This is a genomic window from Aerococcus urinaehominis (assembly GCF_001543245.1).
In the GTDB taxonomy this organism is placed as follows: domain Bacteria; phylum Bacillota; class Bacilli; order Lactobacillales; family Aerococcaceae; genus Aerococcus; species Aerococcus urinaehominis.
In genome coordinates this window covers 97,157-120,143 of sequence record NZ_CP014163.1, presented here as the reverse complement: position 1 = coordinate 120,143, position 22,987 = coordinate 97,157, and the positions used below count along the sequence as shown (strand labels likewise).

General features: G+C 42.8%; 22 protein-coding genes. 6 read left to right on the top strand and 16 right to left on the bottom strand.

Annotated features, from left to right (window positions below):
• Positions 1–60: 60 nt before the first annotated feature.
• The 5 genes from AWM75_RS00590 to AWM75_RS00570 all read right to left on the bottom strand — a co-directional run bounded on the left by AWM75_RS00590 (position 61) and on the right by AWM75_RS00570 (position 5,906).
• Complete coding sequence (locus tag AWM75_RS00590; RefSeq protein WP_067977239.1) at positions 61–813, bottom strand: SDR family NAD(P)-dependent oxidoreductase; 753 nt, start codon at positions 811–813, stop codon at positions 61–63.
• Positions 814–987: 174 nt separating this feature from the next.
• The gene (locus AWM75_RS00585) at positions 988–1,860 is read right to left on the bottom strand and encodes a DegV family protein (RefSeq protein ID WP_067977238.1); all 873 of its coding nucleotides are present in this window, start codon (positions 1,858–1,860) and stop codon (positions 988–990) included.
• 64 nt (positions 1,861–1,924) lie between these two features.
• Entirely contained in the window at positions 1,925–2,563 is a 639-nt protein-coding gene (locus AWM75_RS00580) for a PrsW family glutamic-type intramembrane protease (RefSeq protein WP_067977237.1), read from the bottom strand.
• An 82-nt stretch (positions 2,564–2,645) separates the two neighbouring features.
• The gene (locus AWM75_RS00575) at positions 2,646–3,185 is read right to left on the bottom strand and encodes a zinc ribbon domain-containing protein (protein WP_082702005.1); all 540 of its coding nucleotides are present in this window, start codon (positions 3,183–3,185) and stop codon (positions 2,646–2,648) included.
• 93 nt (positions 3,186–3,278) lie between these two features.
• Positions 3,279–5,906 carry a YfhO family protein gene (locus AWM75_RS00570; protein ID WP_067977235.1) on the bottom strand — a complete coding sequence of 876 codons (2,628 nt, stop codon included), beginning with the start codon at positions 5,904–5,906 and terminating at the stop codon, positions 3,279–3,281.
• 133 nt (positions 5,907–6,039) lie between these two features.
• Here AWM75_RS00570 and AWM75_RS00565 point away from each other — a divergent pair, with 133 nt between their 5' ends.
• Positions 6,040–6,996, top strand: coding sequence for a glycosyltransferase family 2 protein (locus AWM75_RS00565; protein WP_067977234.1), 957 nt, complete (start codon positions 6,040–6,042; stop codon positions 6,994–6,996).
• 1 nt (position 6,997) lies between these two features.
• Positions 6,998–7,408 carry a GtrA family protein gene (locus AWM75_RS00560; protein WP_067977233.1) on the top strand — a complete coding sequence of 137 codons (411 nt, stop codon included), beginning with the start codon at positions 6,998–7,000 and terminating at the stop codon, positions 7,406–7,408.
• A 70-nt stretch (positions 7,409–7,478) separates the two neighbouring features.
• Here AWM75_RS00560 and AWM75_RS00555 read toward each other — a convergent pair whose 3' ends face one another.
• Complete coding sequence (locus tag AWM75_RS00555) at positions 7,479–8,522, bottom strand: bifunctional glycosyltransferase family 2/GtrA family protein (RefSeq protein ID WP_067977232.1); 1,044 nt, start codon at positions 8,520–8,522, stop codon at positions 7,479–7,481.
• 187 nt (positions 8,523–8,709) lie between these two features.
• Between AWM75_RS00555 and AWM75_RS00550 the strand changes: the two genes are divergently transcribed.
• Positions 8,710–10,395, top strand: coding sequence for a hypothetical protein (locus AWM75_RS00550; RefSeq protein WP_143236647.1), 1,686 nt, complete (start codon positions 8,710–8,712; stop codon positions 10,393–10,395).
• A gap of 32 nt (positions 10,396–10,427) precedes the next feature.
• Here the strand turns inward: AWM75_RS00550 and AWM75_RS00545 are convergent, their stop codons facing one another.
• Positions 10,428–11,381, bottom strand: coding sequence for a 2-keto-3-deoxygluconate permease (locus AWM75_RS00545; RefSeq protein WP_067977230.1), 954 nt, complete (start codon positions 11,379–11,381; stop codon positions 10,428–10,430).
• Between the two features lie 134 nt (positions 11,382–11,515).
• Between AWM75_RS00545 and AWM75_RS00540 the strand changes: the two genes are divergently transcribed.
• Positions 11,516–11,938 (top strand): YrhK family protein, encoded by a 423-nt coding sequence (locus AWM75_RS00540; protein WP_067977229.1) that lies wholly within the window; start codon positions 11,516–11,518, stop codon positions 11,936–11,938.
• Positions 11,939–12,001: 63 nt separating this feature from the next.
• On the opposite strand, the gene AWM75_RS00535 is transcribed toward AWM75_RS00540, so the two are convergent.
• From AWM75_RS00535 to AWM75_RS00515, 5 genes are all read right to left on the bottom strand, one after another.
• Positions 12,002–12,751: an SDR family NAD(P)-dependent oxidoreductase gene (locus AWM75_RS00535; RefSeq protein ID WP_067977228.1), complete on the bottom strand. Its 750-nt coding sequence runs from the start codon at positions 12,749–12,751 to the stop codon at positions 12,002–12,004.
• Entirely contained in the window at positions 12,751–13,200 is a 450-nt protein-coding gene (locus AWM75_RS00530) for a lipocalin-like domain-containing protein (RefSeq protein WP_067977227.1), read from the bottom strand. The genes AWM75_RS00535 and AWM75_RS00530 overlap by 1 nt, the downstream gene beginning before the upstream one ends.
• A 143-nt stretch (positions 13,201–13,343) precedes the next feature.
• Positions 13,344–14,666 carry a uracil-xanthine permease family protein gene (locus tag AWM75_RS00525; protein WP_067977226.1) on the bottom strand — a complete coding sequence of 441 codons (1,323 nt, stop codon included), beginning with the start codon at positions 14,664–14,666 and terminating at the stop codon, positions 13,344–13,346.
• A gap of 351 nt (positions 14,667–15,017) precedes the next feature.
• Positions 15,018–15,938 (bottom strand): cysteine synthase A, encoded by a 921-nt coding sequence (gene cysK, locus AWM75_RS00520; RefSeq protein WP_067977225.1) that lies wholly within the window; start codon positions 15,936–15,938, stop codon positions 15,018–15,020.
• Positions 15,939–15,986: 48 nt separating this feature from the next.
• Positions 15,987–16,211, bottom strand: coding sequence for a hypothetical protein (locus tag AWM75_RS00515; RefSeq protein WP_143236648.1), 225 nt, complete (start codon positions 16,209–16,211; stop codon positions 15,987–15,989).
• A gap of 237 nt (positions 16,212–16,448) precedes the next feature.
• Here AWM75_RS00515 and AWM75_RS00510 point away from each other — a divergent pair, with 237 nt between their 5' ends.
• Entirely contained in the window at positions 16,449–17,666 is a 1,218-nt protein-coding gene (locus AWM75_RS00510) for a sodium/glutamate symporter (protein WP_067977223.1), read from the top strand.
• 151 nt (positions 17,667–17,817) lie between these two features.
• On the top strand, positions 17,818–18,822 hold the full coding sequence (locus tag AWM75_RS00505; protein WP_067977222.1) for a YeiH family protein: 1,005 nt from the start codon (positions 17,818–17,820) through the stop codon (positions 18,820–18,822).
• 92 nt (positions 18,823–18,914) lie between these two features.
• Here AWM75_RS00505 and AWM75_RS00500 read toward each other — a convergent pair whose 3' ends face one another.
• From AWM75_RS00500 to AWM75_RS00485, 4 genes are all read right to left on the bottom strand, one after another.
• Positions 18,915–19,655, bottom strand: coding sequence for a DUF937 domain-containing protein (locus AWM75_RS00500; RefSeq protein ID WP_067977221.1), 741 nt, complete (start codon positions 19,653–19,655; stop codon positions 18,915–18,917).
• A gap of 65 nt (positions 19,656–19,720) precedes the next feature.
• Complete coding sequence (locus tag AWM75_RS00495; RefSeq protein WP_067977220.1) at positions 19,721–21,019, bottom strand: ABC transporter permease; 1,299 nt, start codon at positions 21,017–21,019, stop codon at positions 19,721–19,723.
• Complete coding sequence (locus AWM75_RS00490; protein ID WP_067977219.1) at positions 21,016–21,912, bottom strand: ABC transporter ATP-binding protein; 897 nt, start codon at positions 21,910–21,912, stop codon at positions 21,016–21,018. Before AWM75_RS00490 ends, AWM75_RS00495 begins: the two co-directional genes overlap by 4 nt.
• Before the next feature lie 222 nt (positions 21,913–22,134).
• Positions 22,135–22,974 carry a Cof-type HAD-IIB family hydrolase gene (locus AWM75_RS00485; RefSeq protein WP_067977218.1) on the bottom strand — a complete coding sequence of 280 codons (840 nt, stop codon included), beginning with the start codon at positions 22,972–22,974 and terminating at the stop codon, positions 22,135–22,137.
• Positions 22,975–22,987: the final 13 nt, after the last annotated feature.

The following is a 22,987-nucleotide window of genomic DNA, read 5'->3' as shown; positions in this document are numbered from 1 at the left end:
AGCAAGAGCCCGGAATTTATATCCCAGGCCCTTGATGATTTCGAATGTTATATATTATTTTTAGTCTGGCAGACTGTTAGGTGTTTCAGGGAGAATTTGTCCCCCATCTACCACTAAAGCTTGACCAGTGACATAAGCAGCCTCCTTAGAAGCAAAGAAGACAGCTGCAGCCCCAATATCGCTTGGTTGCCCTAGGGTTTGCATTGGAATATACTTTTCGCCCCCTTGGACTGCGCCCAAAGCCTTCAATGACTCAGTAGCGATTAAACCAGGTTGAATGGCGTTAACAGTGATACCATACTGGCCATATTCTACTGCAATATTGCGCATAAAACCTAAAGCAGCAGCCTTGGTTGCGCCGTAAATACCGCCACCTGGATAGCCAGCAATATCACCAGTTATTGAAGACATGAGGATAATGCGGCCAAAGTGCTGCTCCTTCATATAATGAACAGCAGCCTGAGTGGCATAAATCATACCTTTTAGGTTGATATCTGTAGTGTGGTAATAGTCTGTTTCACTAACATCCGCCAACATCACTTCCGGATAGACGCCGGTATTAGCCACTAAAATATCAATTTTCCCCTGATTTTCAGCAATCATTTTGAAAACTTCATAGGTAGCCTCATGGTCGGTTACATCGAGCTGGTAAAAATCTCCTTCTACTTGTGCAGCAATCCTTTGACCATTGTCTTGATCAATATCTAAAATGGCTACATAAGCCCCAGCTTGCGCCAAGCACTGGACCACACCAGCACCAATGCCATTAGCGCCCCCGGTGACAACGGCCACTTGACCACTTAAATCAAACATCTTGTACCTCCTTTTATTTTGAAACCGTTTACCCCTTTAGCATACCTTAGCTGAGCTAAAAAATCATCCATAATACAGTTTTTAAGTGAAATAAACTAGAAAAAAAGACCGAAGTTAAAACTTCGATCTTTGCTATCACCAAGATTATTTAACTAAGCAACCTATGAAAAAGGACTATGTCAAAAGATAAGGCAAGTAGATATAAGCTAATATGTCCTCACCTAGCTGGGTACCGACGACAATCGTTAGATTATCAATGACCACATCTTTGGCTGGGGGGAAGCGTTGCCGTAAGTCGCGAGCCTTCTCCTTGGCTACTTCACCGATATTAGAGTGGACAACCGCTAAACGAAAAGCACCCGGATGATTTGAAATATATTTATCGATGGCTTGGTCCAGGGCTTGACGTACCCTTTGCTTGCCGCGGGTAACTTTTTCAATATCAATTTTACCTTGGTGGACAGAGAAGAGGCCTGCTACCTTAAATAAACCTGCGATACTACCGCCCAAGTGACTAATACGGCCACCTTTTTGGAAATTGGTCAGGTTATGGATGGCTCCTAGTACGTATGTTTCACGCACTAGCTTGGCCAGCTGGTCATCAATTTCTTGGTTGGTCATATCGGTTTCAAACCAGGCCACTAGGTGTTCTACCATATTCTTCATGCCATAGCTCGAAGTGCCAGAGTCCACTAAATGGATATCAATTAGGTCTTCATAATCCTTACTAATCATAGAGGCTGTTTGGAAGGTTCCGGAAATTTGTGAGGCGACAGTGAGGACATAGACCGTCTCATAACCAGCAGCTACCACTGCCTCAAAGGCCTTGATAAAATCTTCAGGAGCTGGTTGGCTAGTAGTTGGGATATGGTCGGCTGCCGCCATCTTTTCATAGAAGGCTTTGGTGCGTGCTTCATCCCAAGTGTCAACATAGGACGCTTCCTCACCATTGAAGTGGACAGTCAAGTTTGCCTGGTAAATATCAGGATGGTTGAACAAAGTCTCACCAATATTAGCAGTTGAGTCAACAATTAATGCTCTTTTCATAAAATCCTCCAGAAGGGTAATTTTTGGGGGTTATAAACCTATTTAAGTCAATTAAGGTATGGGTTTAATCAATTATCTGCTTAGCAACTGATTCATCGGCCGCATCACTGGCTGTGAGTTCAGTTGGCTGGTAGTCGAGGGTAATCTGGTTGATTTCTTTAATGCCACGGTTAACTAGGATAAAGATAACAAGCCAGGCAAAGATAATTAATAAGATATATTTTAAATCCATGATAATCGGCAGTGGTAAAATAAAGAGGTTGGAATTCCAAATAAAATGCATCAAGATAGTCAAGCCCGCAAAACGTAGGAAGGCTGGCTCCTTGAGTGCTGCCCAAGAGAAGTTTACCCCCATGGCCTTGAGGGCTAGCATCAAAGCACCTCCCTGAATGGCAGCCCAGACCACATGGCCACCAATTGCCATAACACCACGCATGACGAGGATATTAACTAAGCTCTCATAGTAACCTGTCTCCATTAATTCGTAAAAGCCGTAGCCAGCCGTTTCAAAAACAGCAAAACCAGCCCCTACTCCGGCCCCAATCAAGAGGCCATTCAGAATATAGCGCTTGTCGGCATAACGACGGATAAAATAAAGGGTCAAAAAGGCCTTGGCCACTTCCTCGGCGACTACTGCCAGTAAAATACTCAACAAACTCTCGGAGTTTACGGCAATACCATCAGTAAAAAGGAAGATAAACATGGTGGCTAAAATAGAAAAAGCCCCACCAACTGCAAATATTTCAAAGACAGTAATTAAAGAAATATTACGCGGCGAATTACATTCAAAAAAAGAATGATACAACTGGCAAAACGGTGACACTGGCCCCAACTAGAAGCAGGGCTGGCAGGGTAATCATATTATCCATGTTAACAGTGACCACATAAAGGGCTAGGGCTACTAGCATCAGGACAATAAAAATACGGGAATAATACCATGGTCGCGGCCATTCTTTAGAAATATCTTCCGGAGCTGGTGTGGTTAACCGACTACCAGCGGTAAAGATTTCATCAACCTCGTCACGTTGATGACGTTTGCCAATTTCAGTAAATAAATCACTAAATTTAATTTTTACTTGGCCACTCCCGCCCGTAACGCGGTCTACGCGATTGATCAAATCTTGAGAAACCTGGCTGAACTTGGCCCCTGCCTGGTTAAAGCGGCTCGGATTAGCCACCGCTTGTCCTTCATCCTTCAAGGCATGACCACAATGGATACAAAAATTACTCTCTGCTGGCACTTCTTGGCCACAATTTTGACAATACATAAACGACTCCTTTACCTGACCCAGGCTAAGCCAAGTGCCAGAACTATTTGCAATCATTATACCCAAGGCCACCTAAAAATGAAAGAGCTCCAGGTCAATATAATTAATCTTAGCAAGCTAAATTGCTAGCACATTCCTATTGAAATTTTTTTAGGATAATTGCTTGCTTTTGGTCCAACGGAATAAACCTGCAGTGATTCCTAGACCAATTAGACTAACTACTAGGCCCAGTCTTAAACCTGGTGGGCGATAAGTCATGGTCAGATGGCCATTTTGTTTAGGAACTTTAAAGGCCTGCAAATGGCCTGCATAGGCATAAGCTGTCAGGTCTTGACCGTCAAGCTGGGCCTGCCAGCCTCGGTCGTAAGGTATGGTGACTACCAAGTCTCCTGGTTGATCACCAGCTTTGAGTTGTCCCTTAATAGTAGTCGGACCTAGCTCATTTAAAATCAATTGGTGGCTCTTAGCATAAGCTGCCATCTTGGCTAATTGATTGGTAGTCGAACTAGCCAGCTGTATATCTGCTAGCTGAAACTGTTCATCTTCAGGCACTAGCGTCAGGTAGGCTGGGGTTTGCTCGCTGACGGCTAATGTTTGAGTCACCTGGTTCATATTTTTAGTCTTAGTAAGGGCGAGGTGGCCATTGTGGAAAACCTGCCAGACCTGACCTGTCTCACCCAACAAACGGTAGTTCAATTGATCGCCTGCTAGGGTTGGGAAATGGATGGTTAGGCTAGCTGGTCGGTCAGGGTTAATTTTCTGATAAAGCTTGGTTCCTTGCTGGTCCGTAACCGTTAGATTATCCATTTCATAGACCAGGTCATCACTTGCAAGATCCTGATAGTAGTTTGCATGGCCAGTTGTCAAGGCAAATAAATAGTTTTGCCATGGCCAAATATTTTCAGGAGTCAACTGGTTTTGGTTGCTATCAACCCGGCTTAAATCAATATTATCACCGGACTGAGCCGCTAGAAAAGCCAAGGGAAAAGCATAAGGGTTTTCCAGCAAACTATCTTGGGACTGAGGCCAAGCTGATTTTTTCAAGCCTTCCAAGGGTCGGCTGGCCGGGTCGTTTATTGTCAGAAGATAGCGCCGACCCATGAATGAATCAGCAGCTAAACTAGAACCTGCCATATAAGCAGCCCAATTCCTGGTCCTGGTATAACCAAGTTGGCTCATAAATGCTAAGTTAGACTCTTGCTCATTTGATGAGTAATGTGATAGGCCGGGATAATTTAAGAGTAAGGGGTCATTTTGAGAGAAATGATCATCACGCTCAACCCGATAAAAATCATCCTGGCTAGGCGCTAAGGCCTGCATAGCAGGATGATAATTTTGAATAGTAGCTAGGTATTTCTCTTGTTCGAGGTATTCAATCTGGCTTTGACTGGCATGACTATTGACCGCAATTTCTAGGCTAGCAACTAGTAAAATCAAACTGGCCAGTATGAAACGCTGGCGCGGGTTAACTAATATTATACGAGCTAGTAAAAGCATTAAAAATAGCCCTTGACTGATCCAGTAAAAACAGAGACGCTCATGACTTATCCCCCAACCAGCAAGGTAGGCCATACCAGGGATAGCAAGAACAATCACACTAGTTAATAACAAGTGGCCCGCCCTAACCTGCCAGTGGCGCAACTGCAGACAAGCTAGTAGGATAATAATGATAACTAATAAGTAGCTAAAACGATGCGGGAACCAGGTGGGTGGCGTAAAGCCATGCCAAATCAGGGACAGATTGGTTAAGGCCAAACTGACTAGGAGGAATAAGCCCATTAGGCTAAACCGTAACTTATCAGTGCGCGCAAGGGCTTGGTTGAAAAGCCCTAGCAATGCCAAGCTAAGCATACCAGTAAAAACATAGATATTGGGGCCGCCATCCTTAATATCTCCCAGCTGGTAGGCTTGGGGCAGAAATTGCCCCGGTAAGTCACGCGGGTCAAATAAAAGCCAAAAGTTTAGGAGCTGGCTAGCTTGAAAACTCGCCTTGCCACCATTGAGCGATAGAATGGCTGGGATTAACGTAATTCCGGCTAATAAGCCCGCGGCAATTGAGCTCATTAGGTAGGTCACTATCACCCGCCGGCATTCGCTAGCAACCATCTGTTGGTGCCGTTTTTTGCTAAACCAAGTCGTCAACAGACTACATGTAAAATATAAAAGGCTAAAGAGGCAGACCATATAACCCATATAAAAACTGTTTAAAATAACTAGCCATAAACTGACTAAGTATAACCAGGGCTTGTGACCGGCCATTAGCAACTCTAAACCACCGATTACTAGGGGTACTAATATTAAAGTATCTAGCCACATAATATTTTGCTGATAAACAGCAACATAAGCTGACCCGGCATAGGCTAGACCTGCTAGGACCTGACCAAATTTAGGTGCTTGAAAAAAACGAGCCAACCAGGCCATACTAATAGCTAATCCAGCCATCTTAACCAAGGTAAGCAAAGTCACGGCTAACGGGAAGTCCACCAGATCAAAAGCCAAAAATATCAAATTTAAGGGACTAAGCAAATAGTAGGTGGTCAAGCCTACCATATTACCCGCAAATGTTTTGGAGAAGGAATATATTAGACTTTCAGGCCCAGTTAGGGCGTTTTTAAAGTAAGCAAAAAAGCTAATGTATTGGCCCTTTAGATCAGTTGTTAGAAGAGTGACTTCACCAAAAGGAACAATATTTAATTGCCAGTAAACCAAACTTTGGATTAATACGACAAGTAGGCCTGCTAGGTATAGGGGCCAATATTTTTTTAAATGGCTGTTCAAATCCCATCCTTCTTTCTAGAAAAAATTACTCCCAGTATAGCATATTTACAAGCACTCGAAAGAGGGTTAAAATAGACTGACTTGGCTAGTTTAACCTAGTCTAAGCAGATTGATATCAGATAGGAGCCTAGCTATGATTTCGATAATCGTCCCCTGCTACAATGAGGAGGCGGCCATCCCCCTGTTTTACCAGGCCATGGAAGCAGTTAAACCAGCCTGCCAGCATCAATTTGAATATATATTCGTAAATGATGGCTCTAGCGACCAATCCCTTACCCAGATGCGTCAATTGGCCAAATTAGACCCCCAAGTGCGCTACATCTCCTTTTCCCGTAATTTTGGTAAGGAAGCAGGTATCTATGCGGGCCTCCAGGCTGCCCGAGGCGACCTAGTCACCCTTATGGATGTTGACCTCCAAGACCCGCCAGAACTCCTGCCAGAGATGATCGCCTGCTTAAAACAAGATCCTGAATTAGATTGTGTGGGTACGAGACGGACCACACGGACCGGTGAGCCCCCCATTCGTAGCCTATTTGCCAAGGCCTTTTACTGGGGCATCAATAAAATTTCTGACACCCATTTTGTTGATGGCGTGCGCGACTACCGACTAATGACCCGGCAGATGGTTGATGCGGTTCTAGAAATGACAGAGTACAACCGTTTTTCTAAGGGCATCTTTGCCTGGGTAGGCTTTAAGACCAAGTACCTGAGCTTTGAAAACCGCGACCGGGTAGCCGGGGAAACCAGTTGGTCTTTTTGGAGCCTCTTCTCCTATTCAATCGAAGCCATCATCAACTTTTCCGATTTTCCCCTCACCCTGGCTGCGATAATCGGCGCCTTAATGTTCTTATTTTCCCTACTAGCGGGTTTATTTATTATTATCCGCACCCTGATTTTCGCCGATCCTGTCCAAGGTTGGCCATCAATGATGACTGTCATCTTATTTATTGGCGGTATCCAGCTCTTGTGTTTAGGTATTATCGGTAAGTATATCGGCAAAATTTTCTTAGAGACTAAACACCGTCCGATTTATATTGTGAAAGAAACCGAAGCGGATATCTTGGTTACATCGTTCAAAGAAGAGGACTAAAATGAAAGATCAACTCCGACAACTTATTAAAAAATTTACCAACCGGGAAGTCTTAGCTTATCTGATTTTTGGACTGTTGACTACTTTAGTCAATATCCTCAGCTTTACCATCTTACGTTCCTGGCTGTCCTTATTAGTGGCCAACAGTTTGGCTTGGTTGCTGTCGGTAATATTTGCCTTTGTCACCAATAAAATCTGGGTCTTTTCTTCTAGCTCTTGGTCTTGGCCAGTTGTGAGTAAAGAATTAGCTAGCTTCATCTTCTTCCGTCTTGCTTCTTTAGTCGCAGATAATTTAATCATCATCTGTCTGACTTGGTTAGGTTTATCAGAATTATTTGGTAAATTCATTAGCCAGATTGCTGTCGTTATTTTAAATTATATCTTCAGTAAAGTATTTATATTTAAACAATAAAAGCAACCATATCCGTTTGACAAAATGTTTTAAAGTCAAACGGATATGGTTGCTTTTTATATAGGTTAGATTAAAAAACTAGTTTTCTTTGAATCAAAAAACTGATAATGAATAGGAGGGTATCAATAGCCACCTTAACCCAGCTGGTATCCCAGCTGATTAGCCATTGATTGGCCCAGGTTACTAAAATACTTGATAGTAACATCTGCACAACTACCAGGCTAAAGTATTTAGCAATACTCGATTTAGTACCGGATTTAAAGACAAAATAACGGTTCAACAAAAAGTTAGTTAACGAGGAGATTAATCTAGCTAATACAGTAGCAATAGTGATTTGTTTAAAATTCTGACCATTTAAAAAAGACAAGATCAAGGTAAAAAGGCCGATATCAACGAGGAAGGACAGGATTGACGAAAAGCCATAACGCAAAAAGGTGGCATAAATTTTAATTGAATCACTAATGGGATTAAAATGCGTGCCGGCATTTTCATCATAATAAATAGTAGCAATGGGCACTTCTATAATTTTTACATTGTGATCGTGGGCATAAAGAATCATATTCATTTCATATTCAAAGCGGTCCCCTTCAACTTTTAGTAAATCAGAAAGATAGGCCCGCGGAATAACCCGTAAACCAGTCTGTGTGTCGCGCAAGTTCATACCAGAGGTTGCTGCCAATACCTTAGAGGTCATAATATTACCGAATTTACTTTTTAAAGGGACTTCATTTTGGAAATCTCGCGAGCCAAAAATAATTGCCTCAGGATGTTGGCGGGCCTCATTAATACAAGCTTGCATGTCTGGATAGGTGTGCTGGCCATCAGAGTCGATGGTCACCGCCCATTCAACCTGGGTTAATTCATTTAGAATATACTTAAAGGCATTCTTTAGCCCCCGACCTTTCCCGTAATTGACCTCATGTTCAATCAAATGCACCTGGTAGTCAGCAACAGCCTGTTGGAAAATATGGTCATAGCTATTATCTGAACCATCATTGATTAAAATAATCTCCTCTTTACTCGTTTCTTTTGAGCGAATATGGGCCAATAAGTCTAATAAGGCCTGGTCAGGTTCCAAGGAAGGAATAATAATAGCAATATCAGAAACAGTCATCGTCTACCTCACTTTAAATTCATTAAAAACGTTAGCTTGCGGGTGGTCAACTAGTATGGTAAGTTAACTAAATCATAGATTTAGGAGCGCTAGCATGTTTATTTTTTTCATAACCTTACTTGCATTAATGTTTTGTTTATCACATTGGCTAAAACTGAGTTGGTCATTGGCACCCTTTATTAGCCTAATGGCACTTAATGCCTACTTTTTATTGGCTGGCTTTCTCGGTCTTCTCGCTCCGGCCCTAATTGTCGCCAAGCTGGTTGGGCTGGCCTTATTCATATACACTCTATTCTACTATATCTTTCCTTATTTTAAAAATACTCAGCTAAGACAAAAGAAATTTTATTGGGACCAGTGGCCAGTTTGGCTAGTTTCATTTATAGCTATTGTTTATTACTTTATCTTAAAAGATAAGACACTTATCCATTACGATAATTTCTCACACTGGGCGTTAATATTAAAAACCCTTTTACTATTTGACCACTGGCCAACTGCAGCCAATAGTTTCACTGAATTTGCCAATTATCCGCCAGCTGCAGCTACATTTCTCTATTACTTTACAAAAACCAGTCAAATGACTGAGGGCATGGCCATTTATGGGCAATTTATCCTCCGCTTAGGGGCTTGGACCACTATCTTCTCTCTACGCGAACATAAGAGACTAATCGCTCAACCTTCCCTGAGCTCTTTCCTAGTAGATTTAAGTTTACTAGCTATTTTTCTGGTTGGTTTAATCGGTGTTAGACATATCAATGTACTCTTAGTAGATGACCTGGTGGCTGCCTACGGTATTGCAGGCCTGTTAGTTCTTAAATATGCTTTTGATCATCAATTTAAACCTCGCCTAATTGGTGGTCTATTTGGCTTAATTAGCTTTGTCCTCATACTAACTAAGTCGTCTGCTATCTTTTTTTGGGCCGTCATGGCAGCCTATTATTGCTACCGCTTGTATCGCTCCAACCATCATAAATCTGGGCTGGCCTACCTTCCACTATTAACACCGCTGATTACTAGTTGGGCTTGGCAAAGCTACGTCACCAGCAATTTCCCTGCCGATCGCTTGGGTAAATTTGCCGCCAGTCAGGCGCAGTTAAAAGCGCCAGCCCAGATTAAAACGATTATGAGTGAGTTTATCCTAGCATCCTGCAAATATTTAAAATTTAGCAAGCCTTTATTGCTAGCCCTAGTGATTGTAGTTATCTGCATCGGCTTACTAAAGATTAAACACGTAAAATCTAGTATCTCTATACTAAAAAAAATTAGCCTAATCGCCTTGCTAGTTTTCGCCTACAGCCTTAGTGTGCTAGTCATGTATATCTATCAAATGCCCCTAGACGAAGCACTTAAATTAGCTGGTTTTGGCCGTTACATGGAAACCATTAGAATTTACGCCAGTGTCTTACTTGGATTATGCTGCTATCAATATATTAGCTATCTAGACTTGCAAACCAAATTTAGGTATAGAAAATTTTTGGCACTTCCCCTAATTGCTTTAACACTAGGATTTTTATTTAGCCAACGATCTAACGACTACAAAAACTTCTTTAATCCGCAAGCAGAAAGTCAGGAAAATCTGGTCCTTGAAAAACAGCTCCAGTTTTTACCCGCCAATAAATTAACTAGCCAAGCACCTTCAGCAAGTTATATTTTCTACCTCGACCCTGATTTGCTTGAAAATAATTCTTTTGTTAGCTACTATCTCAAATACCGGCTCTACCAGCCCAATATTCAGATTGTTGACCAAGTTGACCAAATTCCCCAATTAGGGGCAACAGCAGATTATCTAATTTTGCCTGATGATCTAGTTAACCAGCAATTTTCTCAATTAAAACTAGAAAAAATTGCTCCTAACCTTTATCAGCTAGATTAAAAAAACTGGAAGAATGCCTTCCAGTTTTTTTCTTATGCATTTTCGCCATAAGCCTTTGTGTAGAGTCTTTGTGCGACAATTGGGGATATGATAGATGTAATAATACATACCATCATGACAATAGCGGTCGCAGCATTAACTTGGTCTGCAAATAGTGCAGGTAGCGCTGCGCCAATAACAGCAGGATTAGCTACTGACATCCCCGCTACATTCCAGATAGCAGCACCATCTACACCAGCGTTTTGCTTGGTCACATACTTGTCAAATGGAATTAGCGGTAGCATAAGCACCATAAACAAGCCTGACATGAGGAGACCGGCCAAGCCTGATTGTAGGGCTTCACCAATGTTCATACCAGCTCCTAAGTTCCAACCTAGAAATGGTAAGAGTCGACCAATCATTGGCATAAAGAAATCCGCAAAATCCGTATCCAGATTACCTAAAGCCATACCGGCAAACAAAGGAATAAAAATAGAGATAATTGGATTCCAATCGATACCGCCAGCACCACCATCAGCAGTCAATAAACTGAGTAAACTTAGTGGTGTAAATGACATGCCTAAGATACCGAAAATCCCATAAACCGCTCCAAATTGCTTGTCGCCATATGTTGAATGAATAGCTAGCGCTACCGCCGGATTTAGCGAATAAATGACGCAAGCAAATGATAAAAGACTGATACCAGCAATCCCATCCAGGCCAAATAACCAATAATAAATCATGACATAAAGGGTAGATAGGACGAGCTTAAAGATAATCATGGGTAGGTGGCGCTTGAGTAAGGGGCCAATTTGCTTGATATCTAAGCTGGTACCGGCCGCAAAGACTAGGAGCCCAATAACTACCGACGTTCCCTTTTGAAAGGTTTCTTGGGTGGTGCCACCAAAAACATCATACATATTAGGAAAAATCGAAACTAAAATTAAAGAGACCACCATTGGAATTAAAAACATACCCGCTGGGACCTGGTTAATTTTTTTAAACATTGCTAACCTTCTTTCAATAAAATTTTAAATACAACCTCTTCATCTTATAAAATAAAAGGCGCTGGGTCAATTGCATCTTCAGCCTTAGGATAAAGAATGTGCTAGACTAGATAATAAATGAAAGGATGACTGTATTGGTTAAAGTTAAATCACGTCGCTACCAGGAAGAACCGGCAACAGAGCAGGATATTATTATGAAAATCGGCCCACTACGTCTGTATTTTCAAAATACCTACACCATTATCTCCTTAGTCAATGACATTATTACCGGTGCCCTTTACTTTATTGGCTCCATCTGTAACTTTGTTGGTGCTCCTGCTATTTATGGCAATAGTCTTTACTTAATCGGCGGCTTTAGTTTTGTGATGCGTCCCATCATTAAGTTGATTCATAACATCCATATTTATAACAAGCAGCCCGATAAAAAGCATAAAGATGAGGCACAGTTTAACCGGGATAAATTGATTGAAGTTAAACATTCCCAACAAGCAGCTGCGCAAAAACAAGATTATTTAGGCCAGGCTTATCAGGATGAATATTATAATAGCAATCAATAATGTTTTACTTAATAAAAAAGCAAGTAGTAAAGTCGCGATAGCAACTTATACTACTTGCTTTTTTTATTCTCCTCCGGTTACGCCTAGGGCTTCTCCAGTAATAGCCCCTGCTTGATCAGAGGCTAAAAAATAAACTGAGGCAGCTAATTCAGCTGGCTCTAATAATCGTCCTAGCCACTGGTTACCAAGGATATGCGTTTGTAGTGCTTCTTCTTCACTGGTGCCGTCCTGGTGGGCTAGATCAGCAAGCTGGTTTTCAATTAATTGTGTCCGGGTCGGACCAGGTAGGACACAATTAGCTGTAATACCCTCACTTGCATATTCCATAGCTACAGTATTGGTAAAGCCGATCTGGGCATGCTTGGCAGCGACATAGGCAGACTTGTACTTGTCGGGTCGCCGGCCATGGCCGGAAGAAATCGTAATAATACGCCCTTTTTTCTGATCAATCATGCTAGGCAGGCTATACTTCGTCATTAGGAAGGTGCCACCCAGAATAACATTGACGACTTGCTGGAATTTTGCATAAGGGAAATCTGTAACTGGGGCAATATATTGCATACCCGCATTGTTTACCAAAACATCTATACTTGGTCGGTCATTTAGGATGGCCTGGATAGTCGCCTTAACCTGGTCTTCATCTGTTACATCGCAAACATAAGCCTTTGCTCGGCCTAGTCTTTCTGCAGCTGCTTGGGCAATTTCTTCCTTAAGGTCGACAATTGCTACCCAGTCTCCCTCAGCAACAAATTTTTCAGCGATAGCAAATCCAATCCCTTGCCCGCCGCCGGTTACAATAACTGTTCTACTCATTACTTGTCCTCCTTTACATCGTGTTGGCCTGCCCGCCGCCAAACTAATTGGTCAGCTGGTTTCAAGCCGTTATAAATTTTCAAAAGGTCTCCTTCTAGACTCACCACACGTGGTTGTGACTGGCCTAACCAAGTTGGGTTCATAGACAGCGTCATATGGTGGGTTAGCTCCTGCTTGTCTTCATCAATGTCATAAGGACCGGTATAAGCCATATAGCCTGCTGCGGCCTGTGCCATTTCATCCTGGCTACCGCGATGTAGGTCTCCAGAGGCATAAGCCGGTCGTCCTGGAGCCATTAATTGGGCGGACATATAGCCGTCGGGCGTATACATAATATAGCCCTGAGCATCTTGGCCCAAGGGGTATATTGTTTCTCCTGCTTCATTTTCACTTTGGTAGCTGACAAGTTCCCAGCAACCTATGATATTTTCTGCAGTTACTTTACTCATATAAACATCTCCTTAGTACAATCATACACCCTTTTTATGATTTATGTTTGAAATAATGCTTATTAGGTTTTTAAGGAGGCTTTCTAATTTAATATTTATATAAAAAAAGAGTTGAGCATCTTGGCTCAACTCAGTAAAGTCGGTTAATTTTTAACTTGAGGGAAAATTTGGTTAGCAAGCATTGCTGTTAATGCACCCATAGCAATTGGTGAATTGAGGAAGTACTGAACCAGATTTGGTGTTTGAGCAATGATGTCTGCTGGTAATAAGACAACTCCCAGCGTCACTAAAATCGACATACCGACCACATATTGGTTGCGGGTATCAGATAAGTGTGGATGAACTAGATTAAGACCCGCCATGAAAATTTGGAAGGCGACCATGGCAAAGATCCCACCAATGACTGCCGTAGGAATAATATTGATCAACGCTGATAACTTGCCAAAGAAGGCCAAAATAATAAATAAAATACCAACACCCACAAAGACCTGTCTAGAAGCTACCCCAGTAATCGCAATAATACCTGCATTTGATGAGAAAGAAGCTGTTGGTGTGGCCCCGACTAAGCTATTGATAAAATTAGATATACCTTCACCAATCACACCGCGATTAATACGGTTGTCATCAATTGCTTCACCTGATACCGAGGCAATGGCATACCAAGTCCCTGTTGTTTCAGCTAAAACCACCATAAAAATAATTAACATCGTCGCAATAGATGCCGGATCAAAACTTAGTTTGTAATCGATAAAAGCAAACAAAGGCATAGAAATCCAAGGTGCACTCGCAACAGCTGACCAGTCGATACCTCCCATTAACTGAGCTGCTAAGGTCCCTACCGCTAATGCAATGATTACGGAGGTATACTGCATCGGACGGTTAAGTGATTTCACATATTGACCAATTAAGGTGGTAGCTACTAAGACCAAGACGGTTAGTCCCGCTAGGCCAATATTTTGACCTATACTTAGCTGGTCATTGCTGATAAAAATATTGGAATTAAAGGCAGTAGGCATTAGTGCTAGGCCAATTACCATAATTATGATGCCTGATACCAGGTTAGGAATCAGAGCTCTAATGACATGCTTATAAAGCCCTGACAATCCTAAAGCAAAAACGGCCAAACTGGCTACTAGGCTAGCCCCCATCACAGCACTAAATGAACCTGTGCCAACATAGATACCAATAACAGCGCCTAGCGGTACGAATGATGCCCCTTGAGCGACGGGTAGTCTAAGGAAAAAGAGCACTTGAATCAGAGTAGCAATCCCAGCACCTAAAAAAGACGATTGGATCAGCTGGGTTCCCTCAACATCAGATAGACCTAAAGCTCCGGCTATTAAAACCGCAACAACAAATACATTCATTACTAAAACGTGAGCCAAAGCTAAAATCCCTGCTTGGCTAGCTGGTAGACTTTCATCCGCAGCCACGCTTATATAATCAGGTCGTTTATTTTCAGACATATAAATCTCCTTTGTGTTAATTATTCTTAATAGCTAAAATGCTCTAAAGTTAATAACAAGAGTCTACCATCTTTTTGAAAAATTGCAAACATTTTTTCATAAATATTTTTAAACGTTCGGATTTAAAAGAGCCTGGGACATAAGTCCCAGGCTCTCACCATTATATGAATGTTAGTAGCATAGTTGGGTTCGACTCGGCAGGAATGGCACCAGCCCGCACACCCTGCTTAGTCGGGTTCGGACTGGCAGAACTGAGGTCCTTTCATAAAATCCGACCCAATATCTGCGATATTGGTTGTCTTTTATTCCAAGGATTCAGTTCTAAGCGCCAGCCCGCACACCCTGTTCTTTTTAATTAAACAAATCTGTTGATAAATAGCGTTCACCATTGTCGGCTGCTGTCGTAACAACAATTTTACCTGGGCCTAGTTCGCGAGCTACTTCTAAAGCGCCGTAGATATTAGCACCTGAAGATGCGCCCAATAATAAACCTTGTTTGGCTAAATCTCTGGTCATTTGGTAGGCTTGGTCGTTAGAAATCACCTTAATATCGTCATAAGCTTGGCGGTTAAGAATTTTCGGTACAAAACCAGCTCCCATCCCAGCAATCTTATTTTGGCCAGGTTCCTTTTGACCAGAAATAACAGCTGAATTAAGGGCTTCTAATAGGACAATTCGCACCTCATTACTCTGTTCTTTTAAATATTTACCAACCCCTGAAATAGTGCCTGAAGTACCTACCCCAGCAACAAAGGCATCCGGCACGCGGCCTAGATCAGCTACAATTTCTGGTCCTGTTGTTTGGTAATGAACGGCTGGGTTATCAAAATTATCATGCTGAATGAGGGATATATAGTCATCCGGATGGTCTGCTAATAACTTAAAGGAGAGTTCTCTTGCCCCAATAGTTCCTTCCTCACTAGGACTTTCAACCACTTGTCCGCCATAGGCCCTTACCAATTGTTTCCGCTCTTCTGAAGCATTTTCTGGCATCACAATTATGACCTGGTAGCCCTTCCAGGCACCTACCATAGCAATACCAATCCCAGTATTACCCGAAGTTGCTTCTACCAGGGTCATACCCGGTTTGAGATCTCCTCGCTTTTCTGCCGCTTCAATCATATTAAGGGCAATCCGGTCTTTAACGGAGCCACCAATATTAAACATTTCTAACTTTACATAGACATCTGCCATATATTCAGAATCAGGATTTGGTAATTTATAGAGCGGCGTTTTGCCAATCAGTTCACTTAAATGATTAATTAGGGTCATGGTATCCTCCTTGAGAGATTAAATATTATTAAGATGACAAATTAATAGCTAGCCTAATGCTAACGCCAGGATGAAATTGATTACAATAAATCCTAAGGCTAAAAACCAAGCAACTAGCGCGGACAGCTTACCTAGTCGGTAGGCTTGGATTAATAAGTTAAAGACCAACAAATTGATAAGCAAGTTGACATTAAAGCTAGTGATGTCAAATTCCTGCTTAAATAGGGAGATTAGTAACCAACCAATGCAATAGCCAATAAAAACCATTACCATACTAGCTAGGAAAGGGTGGTTAGTTTCAAACTTTCGCCACATTTTGGCCACATCCTTTTAATAATTATAGGCTATCTTTAGCTTAACTTTAACAAAAGTTATGTCATTTTAAAAATTATATGCTATCTCTGGTTATAAAAGTTATTAAATATATCATCGTTAATCATTTTTTATAACATATACCCATCCTTATGTTATTTTATATAGAAAAGATATTACCTTGGAGGAAATCGTCTCATGCATATTACACTCAATCTAGTCCAAACTATCGGGCTAGCGATTATTAGCTTGTTGGTCGGCAAGTGGTTGACCAGCAATATTTCCAAACTGGAGGAATACTCCCTGCCACCAGCGATTGTCGGCGGCTTGGCTTTTGCCCTGGTTAACATGGTTCTGCGCCTAACCGGCCTAGTCACTATCGAATTAGATACGTCACTGACTATGTTTTTCATGGTCATCTATTTTACAACAATTGGTTTTGATGCCAGTCTAAAGGCACTGTCTCGGGCCAAACAAGTAGTAGGACGCTTCCTTTTATTAGCCGTCTTAGCGATTTTTGTTCAAAATATATTAGCTTTAATTTTAAGCAAGTTCTTTAATATTCCTGGTCCCGTGGCCCTCTTGCTAGGATCGCCCGCCCTAGTTGGTGGTCCCGGTACAGCAGCTGCTGTTTCCCCTTCTATTGCAGAATTAGGCTATACAAATGCTAGTTCGGTTGGCGTCATCGCTGCTACCCTGGGAATTGTTTTAGGTTCGATTTCCGGCGGACCAGTTGCGGCAGCTGCTGTTAAAAAATATGACTTATCAGCAGCTAACGACCGATCTTCTGCCATGACCATGGGCAACCACCCCCGCCAAGGGCGTAAAAAACCTTTAACCGGTCAGCGGATTGCCCTCATGGTTTATCTGATTTTCCTAGTTATTTTTGCCGGCTCCTATCTGACACAAATAATCAATGCTAGCGTTAGTCACTTTGTGGATGGTATTAGCTTTCCAGTTTACATCGGTCCCATGATTGTCGCTGCTGTTGTTCGTAATATATCCGATGCGCGACCTGATCCAATCGTTGATGACCAGGCGGTCGCAGTGACATCAGATATTTCTCTCAATTTATTCCTTTCCTTAACCATGATTAGTCTGGAGCTGTGGACCATTATCGATATGGCGCTACCAATGATGGCAATCATTGCACTAGAAGCTCTGGCCACTATTCTATTTGCCCGCTTTATTGTCTTCAAGGTTATGGGACAAAATTATGACGCTGCCGTAATGACCGCTGGTTTCCTAGGCTTCGGTATGGGGTCTTCGTCTAATGCCATGGCCTGTATGCGCCAAATTACCCATGAATACGGTCCAAGTCCCTTAGCCTTTTTGGCTGTTTCAATTGTCGGCACCCTCTTTATTGATTTTATTAATATATTTGTCATCTATGGTTTTATCCAATGGGCGGCCTAAGTTCTTAAGTCTATCCCCAACTAATAAAAGCAACCAAATCTGGTTGCTTTTTTTAATTCTGGGACCCCTATTATGATTTTTTTAAATTTTTTCCAAAATTTTATTATCTTGTAGTAGAATACAATAGTATTAAATTCTAGGAGGTATTATTTTGGTCGCATTTTTAACCATTATTTTTCTATTAATTTCCTGTTACTTAGCTTTAACCATTGGGGCAGCCTTTCCTTTAATTGGCCCTTCTATATCAGCCATATTAATCGGGGCTATTGTCCGCCACACCCCCTTCTACGAAAAATTAGATAAAGGGGTGACTGGCTTTGTCGCTTCCTATTTCCTTAAAACCGGTATTGTCCTACTTGGCCTAACTTTATCCATGCGCTTGGTTGGTGAAGTGGGCTTCACTGTCCTACTCGTCCTGGCCGCCGAGGTCATCACGTCAATTTCCGTGGCTGTTTTAGTCAACCGTTACTTTAAATTAGGTGATAAATTGGCCCTTTTAATCGGTATTGGTACCGCTATTTGTGGGGGATCAGCCATTATGGCTACCGCCCCCATCATGGAAGCAGAGGATGAGGACATTGCCGTATCAGTGACGACCATGTTGATTTACTCCATGGCTGCCCTACTATTTTTACCCCTAGTGGGCCGGGCACTTGGTTATACTGACCAACTTTACGGGGTTCTAGCCGGTGCAGCTGTTAATGATACCGCTTCAGTAGTTGCTACTGCCTTTGAGTGGTCAGATACTTCTGGTCAAGTAGCTACAGTTGTTAAACTAGTTCGCACCCTCTTCATTGTGCCCGTTAGTCTAGGTGTCATTGGCTACCGTTTTAAACAATTACAAGACCAACAAGCCACCAGCAAGCAGCAATCAGCCGGGGTTAATTGGCGTGATATCGTCGGTCTTATACCCTTGTTTGTCGTTTTATTTGTTGTAGCGGTAATTATCGCTTCTATTTTCCAACTACCAGCAGCCCTGACAGCTCAAATTTCAACAGTTTCTAAACTCTTTATGACCCTAGCCCTGGTAACTATTGGATTGGGTGTTCATATTAAACAGATTCAAGCGGCAGGGATTAAACCTGTGATTATGGGCGGTTTATGCTGGACCGGTGTCGTCGCCGCATCAGCCATCGTGATTAGCCTCGTTTACTAATAGATTAGTTTGCAAAGCTGATTAAAAGCATCAAAAATGCCTAACTCAAAATGAACTGAGTTAGGCATTTTTGCTATATACCAGGACAATTTCTAAAAGAACGAGCGAATAATTTGGCCAACTAGGCCGCCGCGATCTTCCTCTTGATTAGATGCTTGGGTTTGGTCAGGTTGAGCGCTGGCTTGATTATTTTGTAAACGGTCTAAGACATCGCCAATAATACCACCTAGGCCACCATCCTGATTGGTCGCTGGCGCCTGATTATTTTGATCAGCTTGGGTCGGTTGACTGGCTTGCCCCTGACTAGTCTGATTATTTTGGCTGTTGGCATATTTTCTAATGGCTTCTAACAGCTCATCTTCAGCCGACTTGGTATCCTGTTCAACCTGGCTTTGGTCCATGCTAGGACCAGATTGCCGGTCAGCGAGATATTTTAAAACCATCGGTGCGAGTATAGCTAGTCCCATTTTTACAGTGTTTGGATTCATATTGAGACTGCGCGCTAACCGGTCAGCAACTGAATCTTGGTCCTTAAAGGCATGACCTAAGATTTTTTCCCCATCCTTAGGGTCAGCTTTTTGGGCGAGTTCTTCCACTGACTGGGCTTCCTGATTTCTATGATTGCCCAAGGCCTCAGTAAAACTATCTAAACCTTCCTTGCTTTGATTATTGCGGTTAAGGGCTGATAGTAACAAAGGTAAACCAACCGCCGCAATTTTTGCTAGGTCAGCTTGGTCAATATTAGCCTGGCTGGCTAAGGTTTTACCTGCTCCTTGGTCCTGACTACCAAAGAGGATGTCCAACAATGAACCATTCTGATTAAATAAAGCCATTCCAATCACTCCTTTTCTTCCTTTTAATTATACCATCTGAAAAAGCTTACACAAATATTACGCCCTTAATCTGCCAAATTTTGGCCGGCTTGGCGGTTGCTACGATTGATGCTTAATGCCCGTTTGAGATTATGCCAGGGGGACTTGTCTGAGTAAGCTAGTATTGAAGCGGCATATAGGTTTTGACCCAAGTAGGCCAAAAGAACAATGAAGGCAATGTTAATCACAATAATAAGCCAAATTTGCCCAGTGGTAATTTGGTCGTTGGCAATTTGTATAGGAATAATGAAGCCAGAAAATAATGGAAAATAGGCTGCCGCTTGAACCAATTGGACTGGCAGCGTATCAATCAGGAAGCCCAGATAAAATCCCACCAAAGCGATTAGGGTGGTTGGTTGCGCAACCTTCTGGGCATCCTCAACCTTACTGGCCAGTGAGCCCAGGCAGGCTGCCAAAATGATATACATGACTAAGGCCAAGACGAAAAAGAGGCCGCTGTATACCATGAGGCGAGTCGATATATGATTATCAGCTAAGAAAGCTAATATTTCCTGGAAGAAAGCTTGCTGCCGCGCAAAATAAAAAGCAATAGCAGCTAGCAATAAATAAATACCTAGCTGGCTAGCTACCAAGCCCAAACTACCCAGTAATTTACCCCAAAAGTTAACCTGGGCTGGCATAGCTGAGGCGATTACCTCCATAATACGGGTCCCTTTTTCGCTAGCAATTTCAGTTGCTACAGTAGTGCTATAGTAAACCACAATGACAAAAATAGCGACAGGTACAACCATGGCAGCTAGAATATCAACGACATTGGCGCCACCATCTGCTTCCTCAATGATTTGGCCATCTTCAACACTAATGGCTTGGACTGAAATGGTCGGTTCCTGGACTAGCTGACCTAGGTCGTCAGCTGTTAAGCCCATTCTTTGCCCCTGGTTAACTAGTTGCAGTTGGCTCAAGCGGGAACGGAGCAGGTCTATGGTGACTTGCTGGTCCAGCTCTTCTTTGACTGTGGTCAATTGGCCAGCAATTTGTCCAGTTGCCTCATTTTGGGTCACAACTAGCACACCAGATATTTCCCCATTAGCCAAGGCTTGATCTGCACTAGCCTGGTTGGGGTAAGCGAAAGTAATCAAGTCCTGGTTGGCTTGCTGGGAAATTTGAGCCATGAGCTGGTCATCCTGGCTAACTATGGCTGTTGGGGCTGACTGGGCCTGGCTATCGGAGAATTGATAAGATAACCAACCAACCAGCAGACCAAAGCCAATCATTAGGGCTGGTGCTAAGAGCATCCACCAAAAACCCGCACTCTTGATGGTCTGCAGATAACTATGTTTGGCCACGGTTAGGAGTTTGTTCATGACTTTTCACCTGCTTTCATTTTAAAAATCTCTTCTAGACTTGGCGGCTGCTGGCTAAAGGTTTTGATATAGTGGCCCTGGCTCAGCTGGTTAAATATTGCTGGTCCCTGGTCTGGGTCACTTAAAATAAGCTTTTGCATACCATTGTTCTCATGGTGAACCGCGCTCACCCCTGGGAGGGCTAAAAGATCCTGGTCTGACCAGTCAGTCTCGACAAAGAGGCGGGTTTGGCCAAATTGCTGGCGAATAGCCTGTAATTCACCCTGCAAGAGGGTCTGACCATTTTGCAGCATGACTAGATGGTCGCAAAGTTTACCAACATTATCCATATTATGACTGGAGAAGATAATAGCAGCCCCCGCCTGACTAGCTCGTTGGACACCAGCTTCTAACAAGCCAGCATTAACCGGGTCTAAACCAGAAAAAGGTTCATCCAAAATAATCAATTTTGGTTGGTGGATCAAGGTGGTGATTAACTGCACTTTCTGCTGGTTACCCTTAGACAGGCTTTGTATCTTGTCCTGACGCTGGCCTTTAACTTGAAAATCTGCCAACCATTGGTCAATGACAGCTAAGACCTCATCTTTAGCCATGCCCCTTAATTGTGCAAAGTAAACAATCTGCTCTTCGACTGTTAATTTAGGGTACAGCCCCCGCTCTTCCGGCAGGTAGCCTAGCTGGTCAAAAAACTGGCTGGACATTTGCTGGCCCTGCCAAGTCACCTCACCCTGGTCAGGCACAAGTAACTGTAAAATCATCCGGAAGGTCGTGGTTTTACCCGATCCATTTTGACCAATCAGACCCATGATTTCTCCAGGTTTAACTGTAAATGATAAATCATCAACAGCCTGGACTGAACCAAAGGACTTACTTAAGTGACTAACTGCTAACATGGTCAACCTCCTTTGCTTAAATCATTTGCAAAAATTCCTGGTGGAAAGTTTTATCAATAGCGCATATCAGCTCATGATAACCTTTTCAATTTAAGTTTAGACCCTGTATTATTTGCTGTCAAGCCAGAGGGAAGAAACGAACAAGCACTGGCAGTCAGCATCAAGTGACTGCCAGTGCTTGTTCAAGTGCTCAACTCCTAGGAAAGCTAGCTGACTTTATAGTTAGATTAGACCAAAATGCTTAAAGGCTTGATAAAGCCCATCCTCATTAACCCCGGCCGTCACATAGTCGGCCATGGCTTTGATTTCTGGCCCGCCACTTCCCATGGCCACCCCAACCTGACAATATTCAAGCATGGGGATGTCTACCTTGGCATCACCAAAAGCCAAACTGTTAGCCCGGTCAAGGCCCAGATAGTCCAAAAGACTGGCGATAGCGGTCTGCTTGTTGACACCCGCCAGGGCTAAGTCACCAAAGAGGGCCTCTTCCCCCTGGCCTCCCCAAGAGCCAACTAAGAGGTCGGGAAAGGCTTGACGGGCGGCTGCTAGGTCATCACTACCAGTGAGGACAAAGGAAACTTTATTGACATCATCACGGTAGAGGTCGGCGCCATAAATCATTTCAGGAAAGACCTGGGCTACCGTTACGGACTGAGCACCAGCTTGACCTTCGCCAGCCATATAGGCCCGGACTGCTGGCTCGGCATCCACTGCAAAACTAGCGCTAGCATAGAGGCCAGAGTTAGATTCCAGATAAAAGGCCAACCCCCTCTGGTTGAGCCAGTCAACTATCTGCCTAATCTGATCACCAGACATCAATTGATGGCAGACTACCTGCCCCTGGCTTTCAATGTAGTTACCATTACCACCTATATAGCCATCCAGGCCTAGGTCTAGGATATCCTGGTATATTTCCGCCTTGGACCGGCCTGTAACCGCATAGACTTGGTGGCCATTAGCCTGGGCTAATTGAATGGCTTGTTTAGCTGATGCTGGTAGTTGATTATGGTAGTCCACCAGGGTACCATCAATATCAAGAAAGATAATTTTTTTAGCTGTCATACTTCTGCCTCCT

Excerpts from the sequence above, each read along its gene's own strand:
- AWM75_RS00555 (WP_067977232.1), bottom strand. The coding sequence starts at position 8,522 with ATGACTGTTTCTGATATTGCTATTATTATTCCTTCCTTGGAACCTGAC.
- AWM75_RS00525 (WP_067977226.1), bottom strand. The coding sequence starts at position 14,666 with ATGTCTGAAAATAAACGACCTGATTATATAAGCGTGGCTGCGGATGAA.
- AWM75_RS00535 (WP_067977228.1), bottom strand. The coding sequence starts at position 12,751 with ATGAGTAGAACAGTTATTGTAACCGGCGGCGGGCAAGGGATTGGATTT.
- AWM75_RS00490 (WP_067977219.1), bottom strand. The coding sequence starts at position 21,912 with ATGTTAGCAGTTAGTCACTTAAGTAAGTCCTTTGGTTCAGTCCAGGCT.
- cysK (WP_067977225.1), bottom strand. The coding sequence starts at position 15,938 with ATGACCCTAATTAATCATTTAAGTGAACTGATTGGCAAAACGCCGCTC.
- AWM75_RS00550 (WP_143236647.1), top strand. The coding sequence starts at position 8,710 with ATGGCACTTAATGCCTACTTTTTATTGGCTGGCTTTCTCGGTCTTCTC.
- AWM75_RS00495 (WP_067977220.1), bottom strand. The coding sequence starts at position 21,019 with ATGAACAAACTCCTAACCGTGGCCAAACATAGTTATCTGCAGACCATC.
- AWM75_RS00560 (WP_067977233.1), top strand. The coding sequence starts at position 6,998 with ATGAAAGATCAACTCCGACAACTTATTAAAAAATTTACCAACCGGGAA.
- AWM75_RS00590 (WP_067977239.1), bottom strand. The coding sequence starts at position 813 with ATGTTTGATTTAAGTGGTCAAGTGGCCGTTGTCACCGGGGGCGCTAAT.
- AWM75_RS00500 (WP_067977221.1), bottom strand. The coding sequence starts at position 19,655 with ATGGCTTTATTTAATCAGAATGGTTCATTGTTGGACATCCTCTTTGGT.
- AWM75_RS00510 (WP_067977223.1), top strand. The coding sequence starts at position 16,449 with ATGCATATTACACTCAATCTAGTCCAAACTATCGGGCTAGCGATTATT.
- AWM75_RS00545 (WP_067977230.1), bottom strand. The coding sequence starts at position 11,381 with ATGTTTAAAAAAATTAACCAGGTCCCAGCGGGTATGTTTTTAATTCCA.
- AWM75_RS00485 (WP_067977218.1), bottom strand. The coding sequence starts at position 22,974 with ATGACAGCTAAAAAAATTATCTTTCTTGATATTGATGGTACCCTGGTG.
- AWM75_RS00515 (WP_143236648.1), bottom strand. The coding sequence starts at position 16,211 with ATGGTAATGGTTTTTATTGGCTATTGCATTGGTTGGTTACTAATCTCC.
- AWM75_RS00575 (WP_082702005.1), bottom strand. The coding sequence starts at position 3,185 with ATGATTGCAAATAGTTCTGGCACTTGGCTTAGCCTGGGTCAGGTAAAG.
- AWM75_RS00585 (WP_067977238.1), bottom strand. The coding sequence starts at position 1,860 with ATGAAAAGAGCATTAATTGTTGACTCAACTGCTAATATTGGTGAGACT.
- AWM75_RS00565 (WP_067977234.1), top strand. The coding sequence starts at position 6,040 with ATGATTTCGATAATCGTCCCCTGCTACAATGAGGAGGCGGCCATCCCC.
- AWM75_RS00530 (WP_067977227.1), bottom strand. The coding sequence starts at position 13,200 with ATGAGTAAAGTAACTGCAGAAAATATCATAGGTTGCTGGGAACTTGTC.
- AWM75_RS00580 (WP_067977237.1), bottom strand. The coding sequence starts at position 2,563 with ATGTTTATCTTCCTTTTTACTGATGGTATTGCCGTAAACTCCGAGAGT.